The 17254-nt window shown below is 71.8% G+C and carries 13 protein-coding genes and 2 pseudogenes; 9 read left to right on the top strand and 6 right to left on the bottom strand.

All coding sequences use genetic code 11. The features are described from left to right. Positions 1-366 precede the first annotated feature (366 nt). The 5 genes and pseudogenes from QIT00_RS01595 (at position 367) to QIT00_RS01575 (ending at position 6916) form a co-directional block, all read left to right on the top strand. Positions 367-1941 (top strand): M4 family metallopeptidase, encoded by a 1575-nt coding sequence (locus QIT00_RS01595; protein ID WP_282533175.1) that lies wholly within the window; start codon positions 367-369, stop codon positions 1939-1941. Between the two features lie 101 nt (positions 1942-2042). After that, positions 2043-2741, top strand: coding sequence for a response regulator transcription factor (locus tag QIT00_RS01590; RefSeq protein ID WP_282533174.1), 699 nt, complete (start codon positions 2043-2045; stop codon positions 2739-2741). A 62-nt stretch (positions 2742-2803) separates the two neighbouring features. Beyond that, positions 2804-4303, top strand: a complete 1500-nt coding sequence (locus QIT00_RS01585) for a sensor histidine kinase (RefSeq protein WP_282533173.1) — start codon at positions 2804-2806, stop codon at positions 4301-4303. 182 nt (positions 4304-4485) lie between these two features. Then, positions 4486-5868 carry a maltokinase N-terminal cap-like domain-containing protein gene (locus QIT00_RS01580; RefSeq protein WP_282533172.1) on the top strand — a complete coding sequence of 461 codons (1383 nt, stop codon included), beginning with the start codon at positions 4486-4488 and terminating at the stop codon, positions 5866-5868. A gap of 144 nt (positions 5869-6012) precedes the next feature. Then, a pseudogene (locus QIT00_RS01575) lies at positions 6013-6916 on the top strand (RNA-guided endonuclease InsQ/TnpB family protein). Positions 6917-6933: 17 nt separating this feature from the next. Here QIT00_RS01575 and QIT00_RS01570 read toward each other — a convergent pair. From QIT00_RS01570 to QIT00_RS01555, 4 genes and pseudogenes are all read right to left on the bottom strand, one after another. Beyond that, positions 6934-9204: a HelD family protein gene (locus QIT00_RS01570; RefSeq protein WP_282533171.1), complete on the bottom strand. Its 2271-nt coding sequence runs from the start codon at positions 9202-9204 to the stop codon at positions 6934-6936. Between the two features lie 194 nt (positions 9205-9398). Further along, the gene (gene trxA / locus QIT00_RS01565; RefSeq protein ID WP_282533170.1) at positions 9399-9731 is read right to left on the bottom strand and encodes a thioredoxin; all 333 of its coding nucleotides are present in this window, start codon (positions 9729-9731) and stop codon (positions 9399-9401) included. Beyond that, entirely contained in the window at positions 9728-10165 is a 438-nt protein-coding gene (locus tag QIT00_RS01560; protein ID WP_282533169.1) for a MerR family transcriptional regulator, read from the bottom strand. Before QIT00_RS01560 ends, trxA begins: the two co-directional genes overlap by 4 nt. A gap of 142 nt (positions 10166-10307) precedes the next feature. Next, positions 10308-11252: pseudogene (locus QIT00_RS01555) on the bottom strand (glycoside hydrolase family 16 protein); the annotation flags it as partial. 288 nt (positions 11253-11540) lie between these two features. Between QIT00_RS01555 and QIT00_RS01550 the strand changes: the two are divergent. The 3 genes from QIT00_RS01550 to QIT00_RS01540 all read left to right on the top strand — a co-directional run bounded on the left by QIT00_RS01550 (position 11541) and on the right by QIT00_RS01540 (position 13628). Then, entirely contained in the window at positions 11541-12377 is an 837-nt protein-coding gene (locus QIT00_RS01550) for an endonuclease/exonuclease/phosphatase family protein (protein WP_282533234.1), read from the top strand. Positions 12378-12534: 157 nt separating this feature from the next. Further along, positions 12535-12774 (top strand): hypothetical protein, encoded by a 240-nt coding sequence (locus tag QIT00_RS01545; protein ID WP_282533168.1) that lies wholly within the window; start codon positions 12535-12537, stop codon positions 12772-12774. After that, positions 12774-13628, top strand: a complete 855-nt coding sequence (locus tag QIT00_RS01540; protein WP_282533167.1) for a hypothetical protein — start codon at positions 12774-12776, stop codon at positions 13626-13628. Before QIT00_RS01545 ends, QIT00_RS01540 begins: the two co-directional genes overlap by 1 nt. 148 nt (positions 13629-13776) lie before the next feature. On the opposite strand, the gene QIT00_RS01535 is transcribed toward QIT00_RS01540, so the two are convergent. Continuing rightward, complete coding sequence (locus tag QIT00_RS01535; RefSeq protein WP_282533166.1) at positions 13777-15195, bottom strand: choice-of-anchor P family protein; 1419 nt, start codon at positions 15193-15195, stop codon at positions 13777-13779. 81 nt (positions 15196-15276) lie between these two features. Next, entirely contained in the window at positions 15277-16344 is a 1068-nt protein-coding gene (locus tag QIT00_RS01530) for a winged helix-turn-helix domain-containing protein (RefSeq protein WP_282533165.1), read from the bottom strand. Positions 16345-16577: 233 nt separating this feature from the next. Here QIT00_RS01530 and QIT00_RS01525 point away from each other — a divergent pair, with 233 nt between their 5' ends. Then, complete coding sequence (locus QIT00_RS01525) at positions 16578-17135, top strand: hypothetical protein (RefSeq protein ID WP_282533164.1); 558 nt, start codon at positions 16578-16580, stop codon at positions 17133-17135. Positions 17136-17254 lie beyond the last annotated feature (119 nt).

Here is a 17254-nt window from a genome sequence, read left to right as displayed (position 1 = left end):
ACGAGCGCCATCCGTTGGATCACGAGCGTCATCCGGGACCGGGCGGCGTCGGGGACCGGGCGGCGTCGGGGGCAACTCGCCCTCGGCGCCGCCCGGTTGGTGTGCCCGGCGGTTCACCTGCCAGGTTCGTATACCCGGTTCGTATACCGGACCGAGAACTTCGGGCAACGGACGATTTCCAGCCAACCTGCGGATGCCCTCCTGACATGTACGCGCCCTAGGTGAAACTCTCTCCCCGCACGGCACAGCCGCACCACAGCACCCAACACCCAGCACTACGTACTTCCCCGTCCGGATGGGCCCCCACGCCGTCCGGACACCCCCACATCCAGGGAGTAGAGAGTGTCGCCCCACATATCGCGCCACATGTCCACCAGACGAGCCGCCACCGCCGCCGGTACGGCGATCGTCGCCGCCACCCTGATCGGCGCCGGCCTCAGCACCGCCTCCGCGGCGCCCACCCCGGAGCCGTCCCCGGCCGCCGCGCCCGTCAAGCTCTCCGCCTCGCAGCGCGCCGAGCTGCTGCGCGACGCGGACGCCGAGAAGGCCCGTACGGCGAAGGAGTTGGGCCTCTCCGGTGCCGAGAAGCTCGTCGTCCGGGATGTCGTCAAGGACCGCGACGGCAGCGTCCACACCCGCTACGAGCGCACGTACGACGGACTGCCCGTCCTCGGCGGCGACCTGGTCGTGCACGAGACCAAGTCCCGCAAGACGGAGGGCGTCACGAACGCCCGCGGCGGCGACTTGAAGGTCGACACCGCGCGCGCCAAGGCCGCGCCGAAGGGCGCCCGCGCCGTCGTCTGGGCGGCGAGCGGCACCCCGCGCCTCGCGTACGAGAAGGTCGTCAAGTCCACCAAGAAGGACGGCACCCCGAGCCGGCTGCACGTCGTCACGGACGCCCGCTCCGGCAAGAAGATCTTCCAGTGGGACGACATCCGCACGGGTGCAGGCCACACCCAGTACAGCGGCGACGTGGAGCTCGGCTCCAAGAAGGAGTCCAGCGGCTTCTCGCTGACCGACGTCGAGCGCGGCGAGCACAAGACGTACGACCTCGGTGGCGGCACGTCCGGCCAGGGCGAGCTGGTGGCCGGCGAGGACGACGAGTGGGGTGACGGCACCGCCGCCAACAAGGAGACCGCGGCCGCCGACGCGCACTTCGGCGCCGCCCTCACCTGGGACTACTTCAAGAACGTGCACGGCCGCGACGGCATCAAGGGCGACGGTGTCGGCGCGTACTCCCGCGTCCACTACGGCAACAACTACGTCAACGCCTTCTGGGACGACAGCTGCTTCTGCATGACGTACGGCGACGGCGAAGGCAACGCCAAGCCGCTCACGTCGATCGACGTGGCCGCACACGAGATGACCCACGGCGTCACCTCCAACACCGCGGGCCTCATCTACAGCGGCGAGTCCGGCGGCCTCAACGAGGCGACCAGTGACATCTTCGGCTCCTCCGTCGAGTTCGCCGCGAACAACAAGGAAGACGTCGGCGACTACCTCATCGGCGAGAAGATCGACATCCGCGGCGACGGCACCCCGCTGCGCTACATGGACAAGCCCTCCAAGGACGGCAAGTCCAAGGACGACTGGTACAAGGGCATCGGCAGCATCGACGTCCACTACTCCTCGGGTGTCGCCAACCACTTCTTCTACCTGCTGTCCGAGGGCAGTGGCGCGAAGGAGATCAACGGCGTGAAGTACGACTCCCCGACCGCCGACGGCAAGGCCGTCACCGGCATCGGGCGGGAGAAGGCCGAGAAGATCTGGTTCAAGGCCCTCACCACGTACATGACGTCCAACACCAACTACGCCAAGGCCCGCACGGCGACGCTCGACGCCGCCAAGGACCTGTACGGCGCGGACTCCGCCGAGTACAAGGGCGTGGACGCGGCCTGGGCGGGGGTCAACGTGAAGGCGGCCAAGGGCGGCAAGCACTGAGCCGCGGGCACCTGACGCAACGCACCTGACGCAACGCACCTGACGTGACGACGGCGGGCGGTACCGGACCTGGTCCGGTATCGCCCGTCTACGCTGACCGCATGAGCGCCCCGCACGCCCCGCACGCCCCGCAGCCACTGAAAGTGCTCCTCGCCGACGACGAGGCCCTGCTGCGCGCCGGGGTGCGCGCGATCCTCTCCGCCGACCCCGGCCTCGACGTCGTCGCCGAGGCCGCCGACGGGCGCGAGGCCATCGACCTCACACTCCGGCACCGCCCGGACGTGGCCCTGCTCGACATCCGCATGCCCCGGCTCGACGGGCTCCAGGCCGCCGAGGAGCTGCGCCGCACCGCGCCCGGCACGGCGCTGATCATGCTCACCACGTTCTCCGAGGACGCGTACATCGCCCGCGCCCTCGGCTGCGGCGTCAGCGGCTTCCTGCTGAAGTCCGGCGACCCGCGTGAACTCCTCGCCGGAGTACGGGCCGTGGCCGACGGCGCCGCCTGCCTCTCCCCCGAGATCGCCCGCCGCGTCATCGCCCACCTGGGCCCGGACCGCCTCACCCGCGCCGCCGACGCCCGCGCCCGGCTCGCCCCGCTGACCGTCCGCGAGCGCGAGGTCGTCGCCCTGGTTGGCGCGGGCCTGTCCAACGCCGAGATCGTGGCGCGTCTGCATGTCGTCGAGGGCACCGTGAAGGCGCACGTCAGCGCGGTCCTGAACCGACTCGGCCTGAAGAACCGGGTCCAGCTCGCGATCCTCGCGTACGAGGCGGGGGCGGCACACTCGGACGACTCGGCCTGACGGCTGCTTGTCCCTGACTTTCGTCGGGGGCCCGGCCGCCGCCGATCGGGCAAGGTGGTCGCATGCGCAGAGAACGGCCCCGCGACCTGCTTGTCGACCTGGTGCTCTGGGCGTCCGTCAGCGCCCCCGTACTGCTGGCCGGCCCCCCGCTCGGCGGCCTCGGCGGAGCCCTCGCCGTGGCCGTGCTCGGCGGGGCTGTCCTCCTCTCCCGGGCCCGGCCGCTGGTCGCCCTCGCCCTGGTGCTCGCCCTGGTGCTGTGGCTGACACCGGAACAGTTCCTGGTGCCGTGCTCCCCCGCCCTGGTCGCCTTCGGCTGGCTCGCCGGACTCCGCCTGGACCGGGCCCGGCCGGCCGTCCACCTCCTTCTGGCCACCGGCGCGCTCGGCCTTCCCCTGACACTGCTGCGTGAACGGCCGCTGCTCTGGGGCTGGTTGACGCTTCTGCTCACGCTCGCGACGCTCGTCTTCGTCCCGTGGCTGGCGGGTCGCTGCGTACGGCAGTACGGACAGCTCGTCCGGTCCGGCTGGGAGCTGGCGGCGCGGTTGGAGCGCGAGCAGCAGGTGATCGCCGACCGCGAGCGGCTGCGCGAGCGCTCCCGGATCGCCGCCGACATGCATGACTCCCTCGGACACGAACTGGCCCTGATCGCGGTGCGCGCGGCGGCACTTGAGGTCGACCCCGCCCTGCCGGAACGGCAGCAGGCCGCGGCCCGGGAGCTGCGCGAGTCGACGGCCGCGGCGACGTCCCGGCTGCGGGACGTCATCGGCGTCCTGCGCACCGATGCCGCGCCGCCGTTCTCCCCCACCGACGAGACGGTGGCCCAACTCGTCGAGCGGGCCCGGGAGTCCGGCCTCGCGGTGACGCTGAACGACCAGCCCGGCGGGCCGTCGCTCTCCCCGATGACGGATCGCGCCGTGCACCGCGTCGTCCAGGAGTGCCTGACGAACGCGGCGAAACACGCGCCGGGCGCGGAGGTGACGGTGCAGGTGGAACGGGTCGGTCCGCTGGTGCAGGTGCGTTCTGTCAACTCATCCTCTGCTGCTGCCAGTTCAGTCGCCCGGACCGGCTCGGGCCTGGTCGGCCTGGACGAACGGGTCCGCCTCGCGGGCGGCACCCTCACGTACGGGGCGGCCGAGGGACGCTTCTCGGTGACGGCCGAACTGCCCGCCGCCGGAGGCCCCGCATGCGCCGTCGACCCCTCGGCCGCGGCCCTAGCCCTCGCGCAGGCCCGCGCGCGGGTGCGCCGTCGCGTACGGCAGGCGCTGCTCGCGCCGGTGGTGGTCCTCGGCGCGCTCGCGATCCTGGCGAGCGGCCTGTGGCTCCTGACCGAGACCCGCTCGGTCCTCGACCGCTCCACCTACGACACCCTGCACATCGGCGACTCCCGCTCGGACGTCGACCGGCACCTCCCGGCCTTCACGATGGACGGCGGCCCGGACGGCCCGGAGCGTGTGCCTGCCGGCCAGGAGTGCGTGTACTACCGGGCGGAGGCCTTCACGGACACGGCGTACCGGCTGTGCTTCGCGGACGGGCGGTTGGTTTCGAAGTCGGTGCGGCGGTAGGGCCGCCTGTCAGAGGTCGGCGGGCGGGGCCGTCGGGATCAGGCGTGGGGAGCGGTCAGGGCCCGGCACGGCACGTGGTCGTTTCTCGTGTGGCGCCACCGGGCACCTGAACCCCACGCATTCCGGGCAACTCCACCCTGGGCCGCGACGCGGAGTCGGCGGCGGGAAGGGGACCTCTACGCATGTCGGAAACCGTGACGCGTTCAGGGACCGCACCGGCCCGGCCCGTCGGCGCCGAGCCTCGGCAACTCGTGGACTCGCTGGCTCCGCTGCTGCGGGACTGGCTGCCGCGGCAGCGGTGGTTCGCCGGGAAAGGGCGGCCCGTCACCGGGTTCGCCCCGGTCTCGGTGACGGCACTGCGGCCGCCCCCGGCCGAGCCCGGTCTGCTGCACCTCCTCGTCGACACCCAGCAGCCCGGCCGGGACACGGACTGCTACCAACTCCTGCTCGGCGTACGGCGAACACTCCCCCCGGACCTGTCGGACGCGCTGCTCGGCCGTCCCCGCGGCGGCCCGCTCGCCGGACTCGCCGTGTACGAGGCGCTGCACGACCCGCTGCTCGCCGGGGAGCTGCTCGACCGGCTGCGCACACCCGGCGCCTTCGGCGCGCTGCACTTCGAACGCCCCCGCAGCCCTGCCGTCCCCGACTCCCTCGCGCCCCGCGTCCTCGACGTGGAGCAGACCAACTCCTCCCTCGTGTACGGCGATACGTACATCCTCAAGCTGTTCCGCCGCGTCGCCCCCGGCACCCACCCCGAGCTGGAGCTGTCCCGCGCCCTGGCCGGAGCGGACTGCCCGCGCGTGCCGACCCCGGTGGCCTGGGCCGGGGCGCGGCCGGGCGGCGCCGCCGAGCCGTACGTCCTCGGCCTGCTCCAGCCCTTCGTCGCGGGCGCCGCCGACGGCTGGACGCTGGCGCTGCGCGCCCTCGGCGACGGCGCCTCCTTCACGCGCGAGGCCGCGGCGCTCGGCCGCGCCACCGCCGAGGTCCACCAGGCGCTCGCCCGCGCCCTGCCGACCGCCACGCTCGCCCGTTCGCGCACGGAGGCACTCGCCGCCGCGATGACGGAACGGCTCGACGCCACCGCCCGCGCCGTGCCCGCCCTGCGCCCGTACGCCCCCGCTCTGGCCGCCGCGTACACCGCGCTCGGCGCCCTCGACGACGCCCGGCGCACCGTCCAACGCATCCACGGCGACCTGCACTTGGGGCAGTGCCTGCACGGGGCGGACGGCGCCTGGCACGTGATCGACTTCGAGGGCGAGCCGGCCCGCCCCCTCGCCGAACGCCGCCGCCCGCACCCGGCCGTACGCGACGTCGCGGGCATGCTCCGCTCCTTCGACTACGCCGCGTACACCCACCGGGCCTCCGACTGGGCGGCGGCCTGCCGTGAGGCGTACTGCGACGGGTACGCCAAGGCCGCGGGCCACGACCCGCGCGCCGAGCGGGTGCTGCTGCGGGCCTACGAGACCGACAAGGCGGTGTACGAGGTCCTGTACGAGGCCCGGCACCGGCCGGACTGGCTGCCCGTGCCGATGTCGGCGGTACGGCGGTTGGCGGGCGCTCGCTGATAGCCGTCTACGCCGAGTTCCGTTCTGTGGGGGCGGGCGCAGCAGGCGTCGACGTAGCGGTGGACGCAGTCAGTCTCAACTGCCAGTGCTTCCCCCGAGTGGAGCCGGTGCCGCTGGCTGTGGAACGAGTGCGTCGCCAAATCCATGGCCGTCCATCGGGCGGCGAAAGCGACCGGCGAGAAGCTGACCTGTGGGCCGGCCCAGCTCGACAGGATGCTGACGGTGGCTCGCAAGAGCACGCCGTGGCTGACCGAAGGCTCGTCGGTTCCTCAACAGCAGGTGATACGCGACTTCGGCAAGTCCCGCGCCAAGGCGCTGAAGGACGTCAAGGACCGGCTGCCGATGCGGCAGCGCACCGGGATGCCCCCGCTTCAAGAAGAAGCGCGAGTCTGCTCCAACCCTGAACTACACGAAGCGCGGGTTCCGGTTGAAAGAGGGGCGCCTTCACCTGGCGGGCGGGACGGTCGTGCGACCTGTGTGGTCACGCGAGCTTCCCGCACCGCCGTCCAGCGTGCGTGTGTACCGCGACAGCATCGGGCACTGGTGGGCATCCTTTGTCGTCCCGGGCCATGCCTGCCTCGAAGGGCTACCTCAAAGCGAAGAAGTTGCGGGCCAAGGCCTGCAAGAAGTTGCACGGCAACGTCAGGACACGGCCCGCAAGTGGGCCAAGCGGGTCGTGACCGATCACGATGCAGTGGCGGTGGAGGACTTCCGGCCGACGTTTCTCGCCAAGACCACCATGGCGCGGGAAGCCGCAGATGCCGCGATCGGCGCCACCAAGAAAGCCCTGGTTGAGATGGGCCGCAAACACGGACGGGATGTCCGCCTCGTGCACCCCGCCCGCACGACCATGGACTGCGCGCGGTGCGGAGCGAGAACCAAGCACGCACTCCCTCTTTCGGAACGAACCTATACCTGCGCCGCCTGCGGAGCCGTGTCCCCCAGGGACAAGAACTCCGCACGCGTGATGCTGGTCCGGGCTGGTCTGAACCCGGACGGTGTCGAGGGCACAAGACCCCCAGGGGCGCTGCCCCTGGAGGCAGCCTGAGCCGTGAATCCCCGCCGTCAGGCAGGAGAGCAGTCAACCGCCACTGACAATCCGTCCTCGGCGAACGGCAGTTCGCGGCTGTGCACGACGCCCAGGCCCTGCGTGGCCCGGGTCAGCGCCACGTACAGGTCGCTCGTGCGGAACGCGGCCGGCTCGACCACCACGACCTTGTCGAACTCCAGGCCCTTGGACTGCCGCGCGTCGAGCAGCACCAGCTGATGCGTGAGGTCGGGGGCCGCGCCCGCGATGACCCCGTCGAGCACCTCGGCGAGCTCCGCGTGCAGTCCGCGCGGCGCGATCACCGCAAGCCGCCCTTCCTCGGGCAGTTCCCGCGCGACCGCCTCGGCGACGGCACCGGCCAGATCGTCCGTGCGCCGCACCCACGGCCTCACCCCCGTCGACCGCACCGATCTCGGCGGCTCGAACCCGGGCGACTCGGCGCGCAGCACGTCCGCCGCGACGTCCATGATCTCGGCGGGCGTGCGGTAGTTGACGCCGAGCCGGACCATCTCCCAGCGGTCCTCGACGTACGGCGTGAGGATGTCCGCCCACGTGCCGACGCCGGCCTCCGAGCCGGTCTGGGCCGGGTCGCCGACGAGGGTCAGGGAACGGGTCGGGATGCGCCGCATCAGCAGCCGCCAGGCCATCGGGGACAGCTCCTGCGCCTCGTCCACGATGATGTGGCCGAACGCCCAGGTCCGGTCGGCGGCGGCGCGCTCGGCGGCCGTGCGGTGGTCCGCCTCCTCCTGGCGCTCCGCCATCCGCTCCGCGTCGATGATGTCGTGCGCGGCGAGGACCTCGGCGGCATCCTCGTCGGACTCCTCCTTGTCCTCGAACTCGTAGGTCCGCGAGGCGTACGACATGTCGAGGACGCCCTGCGCGTACTCGATCTGCTGCTGCCGCTCGGCCTCCTTCGCGGCCCGCTCCGCGGAGTCGTCGATGCCGAGCAGCTCCGCCGCCTCGTCCAGGAGCGGCACGTCGGCCTCGGTCCACGGGGCGCCCGGCGCGCGCCTGATCGCCTCGGCGTCGGCGTCCGGCACGTAGCCCCGCGGGTCCTGAAGGAACTCGGCGACCAGGCCCTGCGGGGAGAGCGGCGGCCACAGCGAGTCGATCGCGGCGTGCACCTCGGAGCTGGTGGCGATCTCCTTGCCGATCTGGGCCATGTCGTCGGGCCCGAGCAGGTTGGGCCCGCCGAACGGGTCGGCGCCGAGCCGGTCCACGAGCTGCTCGGTCAGAGCGTCGATGAGGGCGAACACGAAGTACGGCCGGGCCAGGTTGTGCGGCAGCCGCGTCGTACGGGCCCGCGCGCGGGCGTCCTCGGCCATGGCGCGCTCCAGGTAGAGCGTGCCGTAGTCGTCGTGGTCGATCTCCAGGACCGGGTCGGGCACGGACTGCCGGTCGCGCACGACGGCGGCGAGCGCCCCGGCCATGTCCGCGCGCCCCTTCACGGCCGCGGCCGCCGGGGTGTCCGTGCCGGTGGCGTGCACGCCGGGGTACAGCTCGCCGATGGTGGAGAGCAGCACGCCGGTCTCGCCGAGCGAGGGCAGCACCTCGCCGATGTAGCCGAGGAACGCCGGGTTCGGGCCGACGATCAGGACGGCCCGCTTGGCGAGCAACTCCCGCTCCGCGTACAGGAGATACGCGGCCCGGTGCAGTGCCACGGCGGTCTTGCCGGTGCCGGGTCCGCCCTCGACGACCATGACGCCGCGGTGCGGGGCGCGGATGATGCGGTCCTGCTCGGCCTGGATGGTCTGCACGATGTCGCCCATGCGGCCGGTGCGGGCCGTGTTCAGGGCGGCGAGCAGCACCTCGTCGGCGTTGTGGCCCTCGAATCCGGTGCGGGTCGGGTCGTCGAGGTCGAGGATCTCGTCGTGGAGTTCCGTGACCGTACGCCCCTCGGTGGTGAGGTGACGGCGGCGCCGGATTCCCATCGGGGTGTGCCCGGTGGCGAGATAAAAGGGGCGGGCGACGGGTGCGCGCCAGTCGATCAGGAGCGGGGTGCGCGCGGCGTCGTCGGCGCGGATACCGATACGCCCGATGTGATGGTGGCCGCCGCCACCGCCTTCCGTGCGCGCGTGGTCAATTCGCCCGAAACAGAGACCGGATTCGACACCGGCGAGTTCGGCGGCGCTACGGGCCTGCTCATCGGCGGTGATGTCCCGCTCCAGCTTGGCCTGCCTGCTGTTCCCCAGCTGCGCCAACGCACGGCGGGCGTTCTCCTCCCGCTCGGCCCGGAGTTCGTCGAGACGGACGTAGAGGCGGTCGACGAATTGCTGTTCGCGCTGCATTTCACGCAGCAATTCAACGGAATCCCCGGTTGACAATTCCACTCCTCATGGGCTACGGTGTCTCTAGTTGGCCACCTCCAGGAGGGGAATTCCCTTCAAGTTGGTGGCCGTTTCTGTGCGCACACAGAAACACCCAATATAGCCCGAGGAATACGCGGGCGGCCAATTCACTACGGGTGCGGTTCGTCCGCTCACTACGCGTTCAGTACCTCCGCGAGCTCCTGCGCCAGCTTCCGCTTCGCCCGCGCCCCCACCATCGACCGCACCGGCTCCCCGTCCCGGAACACGAGCAGCGTCGGCGTCGCCATCACGCCGTACGCGAGCGCCGTCTCGGGATTGCGGTCCACATCCAGCTGTACGACCTTCAGCCGCTCCCGCTCCTCCCCGGCCAGCTCGGCCAGGACCGGTGCGAGCTGGCGGCACGGGCCGCACCACTCGGCCGTGAACTGCACGAGCACCGCGCGGTCCGCGACACCGAGCACCTCCGCGCCGAACTCCTCATCGGTCACTTCGACCACCGCAGTCATATCTCTGTCCCCTCCGTAGTCGTCAGCTCGCATCGCGGGGCCGGGCCGCCAGGGGCCTCCGCCTCCGCCACGAGCGCCTCACGAGCCTGCTCGGCCCGCGCGAGCTGCGCCCCGACCTGCGCCCGCACCGAGGTCAACTCCCCGATCAGCGCGTCGAGTTCGGTGAGCTTGCGGCGGTACACGGCAAGCGAGTCCGGGCACGAGTCGCCCTGCGGGTGCCCGGCCCGCAGACACTCCACGAACGGCCGGGTCTCCTCCAGGCCGAACCCGAAGTCCTGCAAGGTCCGGATCTGCCGCAGCAGCCGCAGATCCGCCTCGTCGTACGTCCGATGGCCGTTGCCGTCCCGCCGCGCGGGCAGCAGCCCGCGCGACTCGTAGTACCTGAGCGTCCGCGTACTGGTACCGGCACGCTCCGCGAGTTCACCGATGCGCATGCGGACGAACGTAACCCTTGACCCTGACGTCAAGGCCAGCCCTGCCGGCGAGGCCCGGGGAGGGCGCGGGTTCCCCACCGGCAGAGAGCACGGACGCCAGCTACTGCTTGGGCTACGGATACGGCTACGGCTACGGCTACGGCTTGGTCGACACGGACACGTAGTCCACCACCATCGGCTTGCCCGGCTCCGTGCTCGCCACCGGTGTGGCCTTCCCAGCGACGCCGTCCGGGAACGCGCCGCCCATCGCGACGTTCAGGAGCAGGAAGTACCCGGCGTGGTCCGTCATATTGGCCCACGTCTCGGCGGAGAAGCGGTCCTGGGACAGGCTGTGGAACCGCTCGCCGTCGACGGACCACCGCAGCTGGTTCGGGGAGACCGAGCGGTCCCACTCGAAGCGGTACGTGTGGAAGCCGGACTGGCACGTCGAGCCGGGGCAGGCGCGGCTGCCGCCCAGGCCCTGGGTCTCGTTGCAGTCGCCGCCCGGGTTCACACCGCAGTGCAGGACACCCCAGACCCTGTCGAGGCCGTTGACGTTCTCCATCACGTCGAACTCACCGATGGCCGGCCAGTTGTGGTAGTTCCCTCGGTACGGGGAGCCGAGCGCCCAGAACGCCGGCCAGTAGCCGAGGGCGGCGTCACCGGTCACGTCGGGCATGTGGATGCGCCCCTCGATGGCGAGGACGCCGCCCTCCGGTGCCTTGAAGTCGCTGCGTTTGGTCTCGATGCGGGCCGAGGTCCAGTTGCCGGAGCCGTCGCGCAGCGGGGTGATGCGCAGGTTGCCCTGGCCGTCGAGGCTGAGGTTGTCGGGCGAGTCGGTGTAGCTCTGGATCTCCCCGGTACCCCAATTGGCGGGGCCTCCGGGGTAGTTGTGGCCGAGGTCGATCTGCCAGTTGTCGGCGGAGGGCAGCGACCCCGCCGCGCCGTCGAAGTCGTCGCTCCACTGGACGGTCCAGCCGTCCGGCGGGGGCGGTACGTCCCTGGTGGTCGTACCGGACGCGGTGCCGGGCGCCAGCAGGGCGGCGATGACGGCCACGGCTCCGAGGCCGGCGGCGAGTGCGGAGCGTTTGTTGACGCTTCTGCTCATGGAACACCTCCGTGGGGGGAGAGGGGGGGTGGAAGGTGTGAGAGCGCTCTCAGAGTTTTGTAGTTGCAGGCGGGTGGGGCGTCAATGGGGCGGACGCGTCAACTTCTCGAAGCAGCCCGGGAGTTGGCCCTACCAGTCGGCCCGCGGCCGCCCGTGGCCGCCCGTGGCCGGTCCATGGCGTGAGCCCGGTGCGGCTCCCCGTACGGCCGGGCCCGGACGTGGCATGGTGGCCGCGGTGCTGTTCGGGGGCCGGAACCGGTCCCTCCGGAAGGCGAGGAGGAGACGGCCATCCGTGTCATGACCTGGAATCTGTGGTGGCGGTTCGGGCCGTGGGAGGAGCGGCAGCGCGCGATCCTGGCGACGCTGCGCGAGCTGCGGCCGGATGTGGTCGGCCTGCAGGAGGTGTGGGCGGTGGGCGGCCGGAACCTCGCCGGGTGGCTGGCGGACGAGCTCGGCATGCACTGGACGTGGGCGGCCTCGGAGCTGCCCGGGCCGTGGCGCAGTCGGCTGCCCGACACGGAGCCGGACCGCGCGGTCGACGTGGGCAACGCGGTGCTCAGCCGCTGGCCGGTCCTCGACCGTGCGGTGCTGCGGCTGCCCGCGCCGCCGAACCAGGACGACGGCCGGACCGCCCTGTACGCGCTCCTGGACGTGCCGGGCGGGCCCGTGCCCTTCTTCACCACGCACCTCAACTCGGACGTCCCGGCGTCGGCGCTACGGGTCCGGCAGGTGCGGGCGATCGCCGAGTTCATCGCCGAACGCCGCGCCGGTTCCTCGTACCCGCCCGTCCTCACCGGCGACTTCAACGCCTGGCCGGACTCCGACGAGATGCGCCTGCTCGGCGGGGTGCGGACGGCGGCGCCGGTACCGGGCCAGATCCTCCTCGACGCCTGGGAGTACGCCGACCCGGCCCAGCCATCGGCGACCTGGGACGCGACCAACCCGTACGTGGCCAAGACGTTCAGCCCGACCGTCCGCGTCGACTACATCCACGTGGGCCACCCGGGCCCGCGCGGCCTCGGCCACGTCCGGTCGGTCCGGCGGGTGGGCCACGGCCCGGTGGACGGGGTGTGGCCGTCGGATCATGCGGGGGTGCTGGCGGAGTTGGCGGGCGGCGAAGGCTGAGCCGATCCTCTGTGAGGCGGGACGGCCCGCCTCCAGAGGGCATTGATCCGGGCCGTCCCGCCCCTGTCTCTCGTCGGTTCCCGACTCCCGGGAACCGAAGTGGTGTTCACGCATGTCAACGCCATGGAATGTCCGATGGGCAACAGAGGGGGCGGACATGACGGACGGGACGGGGTACGGAATCCGTGCCGGGGATGTCGGCAGCGTCGCGGGGAAGCTGAACACCGCTGCCGACCAGATGGGGACGGTCAAGTCGACCATGCCGCAGGAGCAGTGCAGCACTCCGGCTGCCATGGGCGGCGAGGAGGCCGCGCCGGCGTACGACGACTTCGTGGCGGGCTGGCAGCGGGAGGCGACCGTTCTGCGGGACGCTCTGAAAAAGCAGAGGAGTCCCTGATGCCGAAGCCGAGGCTGCCACGCAGCGCGAAGGGCCGGTGGCTCGCGGCCGGGGCCGCGCTGGCGGTGCTCGGCAGCGGTGGGTTCGTCGTCTACGAGGAGTTCATCGACGACGACCTGGTGTGCTGCGCCCTCCCCCCGCCCCTCCACAACGTGCCGCGCGGCCCCGACGGGGAGATCGACATCGCCTCGCAGTCCCTGCGGCCCGAGGTGCTCGTCAACCACGACTTCTCGATCCACGTACGGCCGGGCGGCGACGCCGACGGCTGGCGGCTCGCCGAGTCCGGGGAGGCGGAGGGCGTCGTGCGCGCGCGGGGCGTCAAGGAGGTGGGCGGCACGCGGTACTTCAGGTTCCGCGCGCTGAAGACGGGTACGGCGACGATCGTCCTCAAGGAGGTCGACGGGAAGCGGACGATGACGTACCCGGTCGAGGTCAAGGAGGGCACCCAGGTGAGCGGTGTCCTCGGCGACCCCGAGGACCGGTACGGCCGCCCCGACGAGGACCTCCCGCCGGACCACGTCCGCACGATCGAGGGGGACTTCGACGGCGACGTCACCGTGCACCCCGGCGAGACCTTCCGGATCGCCAACCGCTACGACAACCGGCCGGGCTACACGTGGGAGATCGCGGGCCCGCCCGACGAGTCGGTCCTGACGGACTACCTGTCCGGCGTGCACACCACCGGCGACGCGTCGACGGTCCGCCAGGACTGGTACAAGTTCACGGCCGTCGACAAGGGCACGACCGAGGTGAAGCTGTTCGGCTGCTACCGGTGCACGGACGGAATCAAGGCCGAGACGGCCGAGAGCAAGAAGTTCTCCGTCACCAAGCCCCTTACTGTGACGGTGCGTTGAACGACCCTGAGGCGAACGCGTCCGCGGGAACGTTCAGGACGGGGCCGGCGGAGGTCCTGGAGTCGCGGACGGGGACGGTGCCGTCGCCCCGCCGAGCAGATTCCGCTCGGCGGGGCGACGGGACGAAGTGCGTACAGCTGCGCAGCGGCTACGCGCAGTCGTGCGCGCTGGATGTACTGGAGCCGATCACCACATCCGCGCCCGCGAGGGTCGTCAGGTGCACGGCGTTGACCGTGAGGCCCTTGTCGGCGCCCTCCACAGGGATCTGCTCGTTGACCACGAGCTTGCCCGCGAGGCCGAGGTCGACCTCGAAGCCCGGGGTGTCGGGGATCTCGACCGGGTTGCCGGCGACCGTCAGTTCCAGCTCGACGCTGCCGGTCGACGCCTCACAGCTGCTGGTCGACTTCGAGGTGAGCCCGGAGACGCCCACGACCGGGAGGCCGGGCAGGCCGATGCTCGCATCGGCGACGGTCGCGGTCGACGTGACCGCGCTCGGACCGACCTTCGCGGCGACCTCGGCGCAGAGCGCGTCGGCGTTCAGGACCACCGCGTTGACGCTCTCGGCGCACTCGGGGCCCAGGCTCTCCGCCTCGGCCGTACGGAGGGTGCCGGTGTCCGGGGTCGGGTCGATGCTGAGCGGGAGCAGCGGGAGCGGAACGTCAGCGGCGAGACCGTACGAACGGCCCTCCACGTGCTGGAGCTTGAGGGCCGCGTCGGCTGTGGACTTCACGTACGCGTCGTCGCCCGCGAAGGTGGCGGTGAGCGGCACGGTGCCGTCGTCTGTCAGCTTCTGGTCCGCGACCTCGACCGTGCAGCTCGCCGTGCCGTCGGCGTCCGTCTCTCCGGCACAGGTCTGCACGGCGCCGCCACCGTCCTCGGAACCGAGCTCGAAGGAGACCTCCCGGCCCTTTACCGGCTCGTCCGACTCCTCGGTCCTCAGCTCGGCGGAGAGGGTGGCTTCGGAGCCGTTGGCGATGCTCTTGTCGCCGTTGTAGGCGAGGGTGGTGTCCTCGGGCTCGGGGTCACCGGGGTCGCCGCCGTCGCGACAATTGCTGCTGATCAATTCCTTGCGGTTCTCCTGATCCGGGTAGGGCGCCAGGTTCTTGCCCTCCAGGTGGATGTCCACGCCCTCACCGTCGAGCCGTTGGTCGAAGTGAAGGTGCGCGACTGTGGCATCGGTCGAGCCCAAGGTGCCGATCTGCTGGCCCTGTTTGACCTCCGCGCCCTCCTCGACATCCTGGCTGTCCAGGTGCAGGTAGCGGGTCTGCCAGCCTCCCCCGTGGTCGAGCTCCACGTACTTCCCGGCGTTGCCGCCCTCGCCGAGGTGTACGGTGCCATCGGCCGAGGCAAGGACGGGCTTGCCCCGATCGGCGCCACCGCTGCCCCAGTTGATGTCGATCGCTCCGTCATAGTCGTGCTCGGAGAAATAGGTCCAGCCCTTCTCGTCGCACTGGTACGGGGCTTTGAAGTCCGGGCGCTCCTCCAGCGGGTCCGCCGACGCTGTAGGCGCACTCAGCGCGGCCGCCGCCAAGACCCCTCCCAGCACCATGGCTATACGTCTCTTCATTTCTTTCCCTCCCCGTTGCGGTACGCCACTTGGTGTGGCCATGACTATGGGAGAGGGGGCGCACCGGCCCCGGCCAGGGGATTACACCCTGACGCAAACGGACCCTTCGCCTCCGGCACCGCCCGCCCCGACCCCGACCCCGACCCCGACCCCGACCCCGACCAGCTCCGCCCCCAGTGGGGTGGCCACATGCAGCACCTCGCCGCCCAGCCGCGCGCTGGTGACCAGGCCCGCGCCCCGCAGCGCCGTCGCGTGCCTGCTGGCGCTTGCCGCGGATACCCCGATGCGCAGGGCGAGTTCACTGGTCGAGCAGGGGTGAGTCAGCGCCCGGATCGCCAGCGCCCGCGTGCGCCCGAGCACCGGGGCCAGGCCGTCGACCGCCGCGCGCGTCCGGGCCCGCGCCCCCGCCGCGGGGGCTCCCGGCTCCCCCGCCCGGGCCGGATAGACGAGCACCGGCGACAGCTCCGGGTCGATCAGCGTCACCGGGGCCACGCAGAAGTAGGACGGGACGAGCGTGATGCCCCGCCCGCCGAGACGCAGGTCCCGGTCGACCGGATAGTCGGCACTGAGTACGGGCCAGGCCCACCGCATCGTCGGCGACAGCGTGCCGAGCAACCGCCCCACCCCGCCGTCCAGGACGCGCCGCCCGCACGCCGCACGCTCCGCGAACAACGTCTCGTCCAGCTCGGCCAGGCAGGGGTGGACCAGCTCACGGTGGTACACGGCGAGCGCCTGCGCCAGATCGCGCCTGCCCTCCCGGTCGCCGTCGGCCAACTGACGCACCCACAGCGGACGTTCACGGGTACGGAACACCGCAGCGAGGTCGGCGGCGAGCGCCCGGCGCCGAGTGCCGCGGATCAACTCCAAGCCGTCCGCCAAGGGTGGCTGGCCCGGTGGAGTGAGGAAGTCCGGAAAGCTGCCGCGCGGCGGTACGAGCACGGTGAGCCGGCTCAGCATGCCCCGCAGGTCCAGCCGCCCGCGCCCGCGCAGCCGGTCCCGTACGTGACCGACCCAGGGTCGGCAGCGTGCGGCCGGTCTGGACGCCTGGAGCTGATGGAGACTGAGCGTCAGCTCCCACATGATGTCCGGGCGCGCGGCCACCGTCGTACGCGCAAGATCCTCCGCCGTGAAGTGAATACGCAGTGCCATGCCGTCCCCCGATCGTGGTCACCACGCGAGCGAAGCCCTCACCGTAAGTGATGTCGATAAATGAATGATTGATACGAACAGGCCCTGAATCGGGCACGCAACGGGGCCTGTTCTCGTCCCACACGCCCCGCCCGCCTCAATTCCGTCCACCCCGTGCACGCCCTCGTCCCCCCTATGGGCTAAACGATCTCCGCGGGTACATGGCAGGACCACCGGCTGCACAGTCTGCTCATGTGACCGTCATGACCGTGCGGCGCGTGGCCGCCGCCGCTCTGTTGCCCGTGTTCCTGCTGGCCGCCCCCGTGGGCGCGTCCGCTGCCGATCACCGACCCCGTACGGACAGTTGCGCGTACGCGGGTGTCGACCTGCCGCTCGAAGAGCTCGCCGAGGTGGCGCGGAAGCAGGACGTCGGTGAGGCCGTACGGAGGGCCTGTCGTCGTACGACGCCGCCTCCCGCGCCCCCGAAGCCCCGGCCGAAGCCACCGCCGAAGCCGCAGCCCGGGCCGCCTCGGGTCGTGCCCGAACCCCCGGCACCCAGCACTCCGGCGCCCCCTCCGCCGCCGCCCGAGTCGCCGAAGCCCTCGAAGACGCCGCGCCCGACCCCCTCGGCCTCGCCCTCCTTCTTCCCGCCCCCGCCGCGCGCCCGGCCGCAGCGCACCGACGCGCAGGGCGGCTCGCCCGTCACCCGGACCCTGCTGCTGGTCGCGCCCGCGGTGATCGCCGCCGCGTTCGGGGCCGCCAACGCGGGCGGCGGCGCCATCGGCCGTGCGGGCGGCGGCGGTTCCTCCTGAACACCGTGAACGCCGTGAACGCCGTGAACGCCGTGAACGCCGTGAACGCCGTGAACGCCGTGAACGCCGTGAACGCCCGGGGCCACCTGACCCACCCCGAACTCTGACCCCTGCCCCTG

This window comes from Streptomyces luteolus (genome assembly GCF_029968015.1).
Taxonomy (GTDB): domain Bacteria; phylum Actinomycetota; class Actinomycetes; order Streptomycetales; family Streptomycetaceae; genus Streptomyces; species Streptomyces luteolus.
Note: the sequence above shows the minus strand (reverse complement) of the source record. Positions and strands in the feature narration are given on the sequence as shown.

What these genes read in the sequence shown, in the direction of transcription:
- QIT00_RS01595 (WP_282533175.1), top strand. Translation starts at nt 367, where the DNA reads ATGTCCACCAGACGAGCCGCCACCGCCGCCGGTACGGCGATCGTCGCC.
- QIT00_RS01590 (WP_282533174.1), top strand. Translation starts at nt 2,043, where the DNA reads ATGAGCGCCCCGCACGCCCCGCACGCCCCGCAGCCACTGAAAGTGCTC.
- QIT00_RS01585 (WP_282533173.1), top strand. Translation starts at nt 2,804, where the DNA reads ATGCGCAGAGAACGGCCCCGCGACCTGCTTGTCGACCTGGTGCTCTGG.
- QIT00_RS01580 (WP_282533172.1), top strand. Translation starts at nt 4,486, where the DNA reads ATGTCGGAAACCGTGACGCGTTCAGGGACCGCACCGGCCCGGCCCGTC.
- QIT00_RS01570 (WP_282533171.1), bottom strand. Translation starts at nt 9,204, where the DNA reads ATGCAGCGCGAACAGCAATTCGTCGACCGCCTCTACGTCCGTCTCGAC.
- trxA (WP_282533170.1), bottom strand. Translation starts at nt 9,731, where the DNA reads ATGACTGCGGTGGTCGAAGTGACCGATGAGGAGTTCGGCGCGGAGGTG.
- QIT00_RS01560 (WP_282533169.1), bottom strand. Translation starts at nt 10,165, where the DNA reads ATGCGCATCGGTGAACTCGCGGAGCGTGCCGGTACCAGTACGCGGACG.
- QIT00_RS01545 (WP_282533168.1), top strand. Translation starts at nt 12,535, where the DNA reads ATGACGGACGGGACGGGGTACGGAATCCGTGCCGGGGATGTCGGCAGC.
- QIT00_RS01540 (WP_282533167.1), top strand. Translation starts at nt 12,774, where the DNA reads ATGCCGAAGCCGAGGCTGCCACGCAGCGCGAAGGGCCGGTGGCTCGCG.
- QIT00_RS01535 (WP_282533166.1), bottom strand. Translation starts at nt 15,195, where the DNA reads ATGAAGAGACGTATAGCCATGGTGCTGGGAGGGGTCTTGGCGGCGGCC.
- QIT00_RS01530 (WP_282533165.1), bottom strand. Translation starts at nt 16,344, where the DNA reads ATGGCACTGCGTATTCACTTCACGGCGGAGGATCTTGCGCGTACGACG.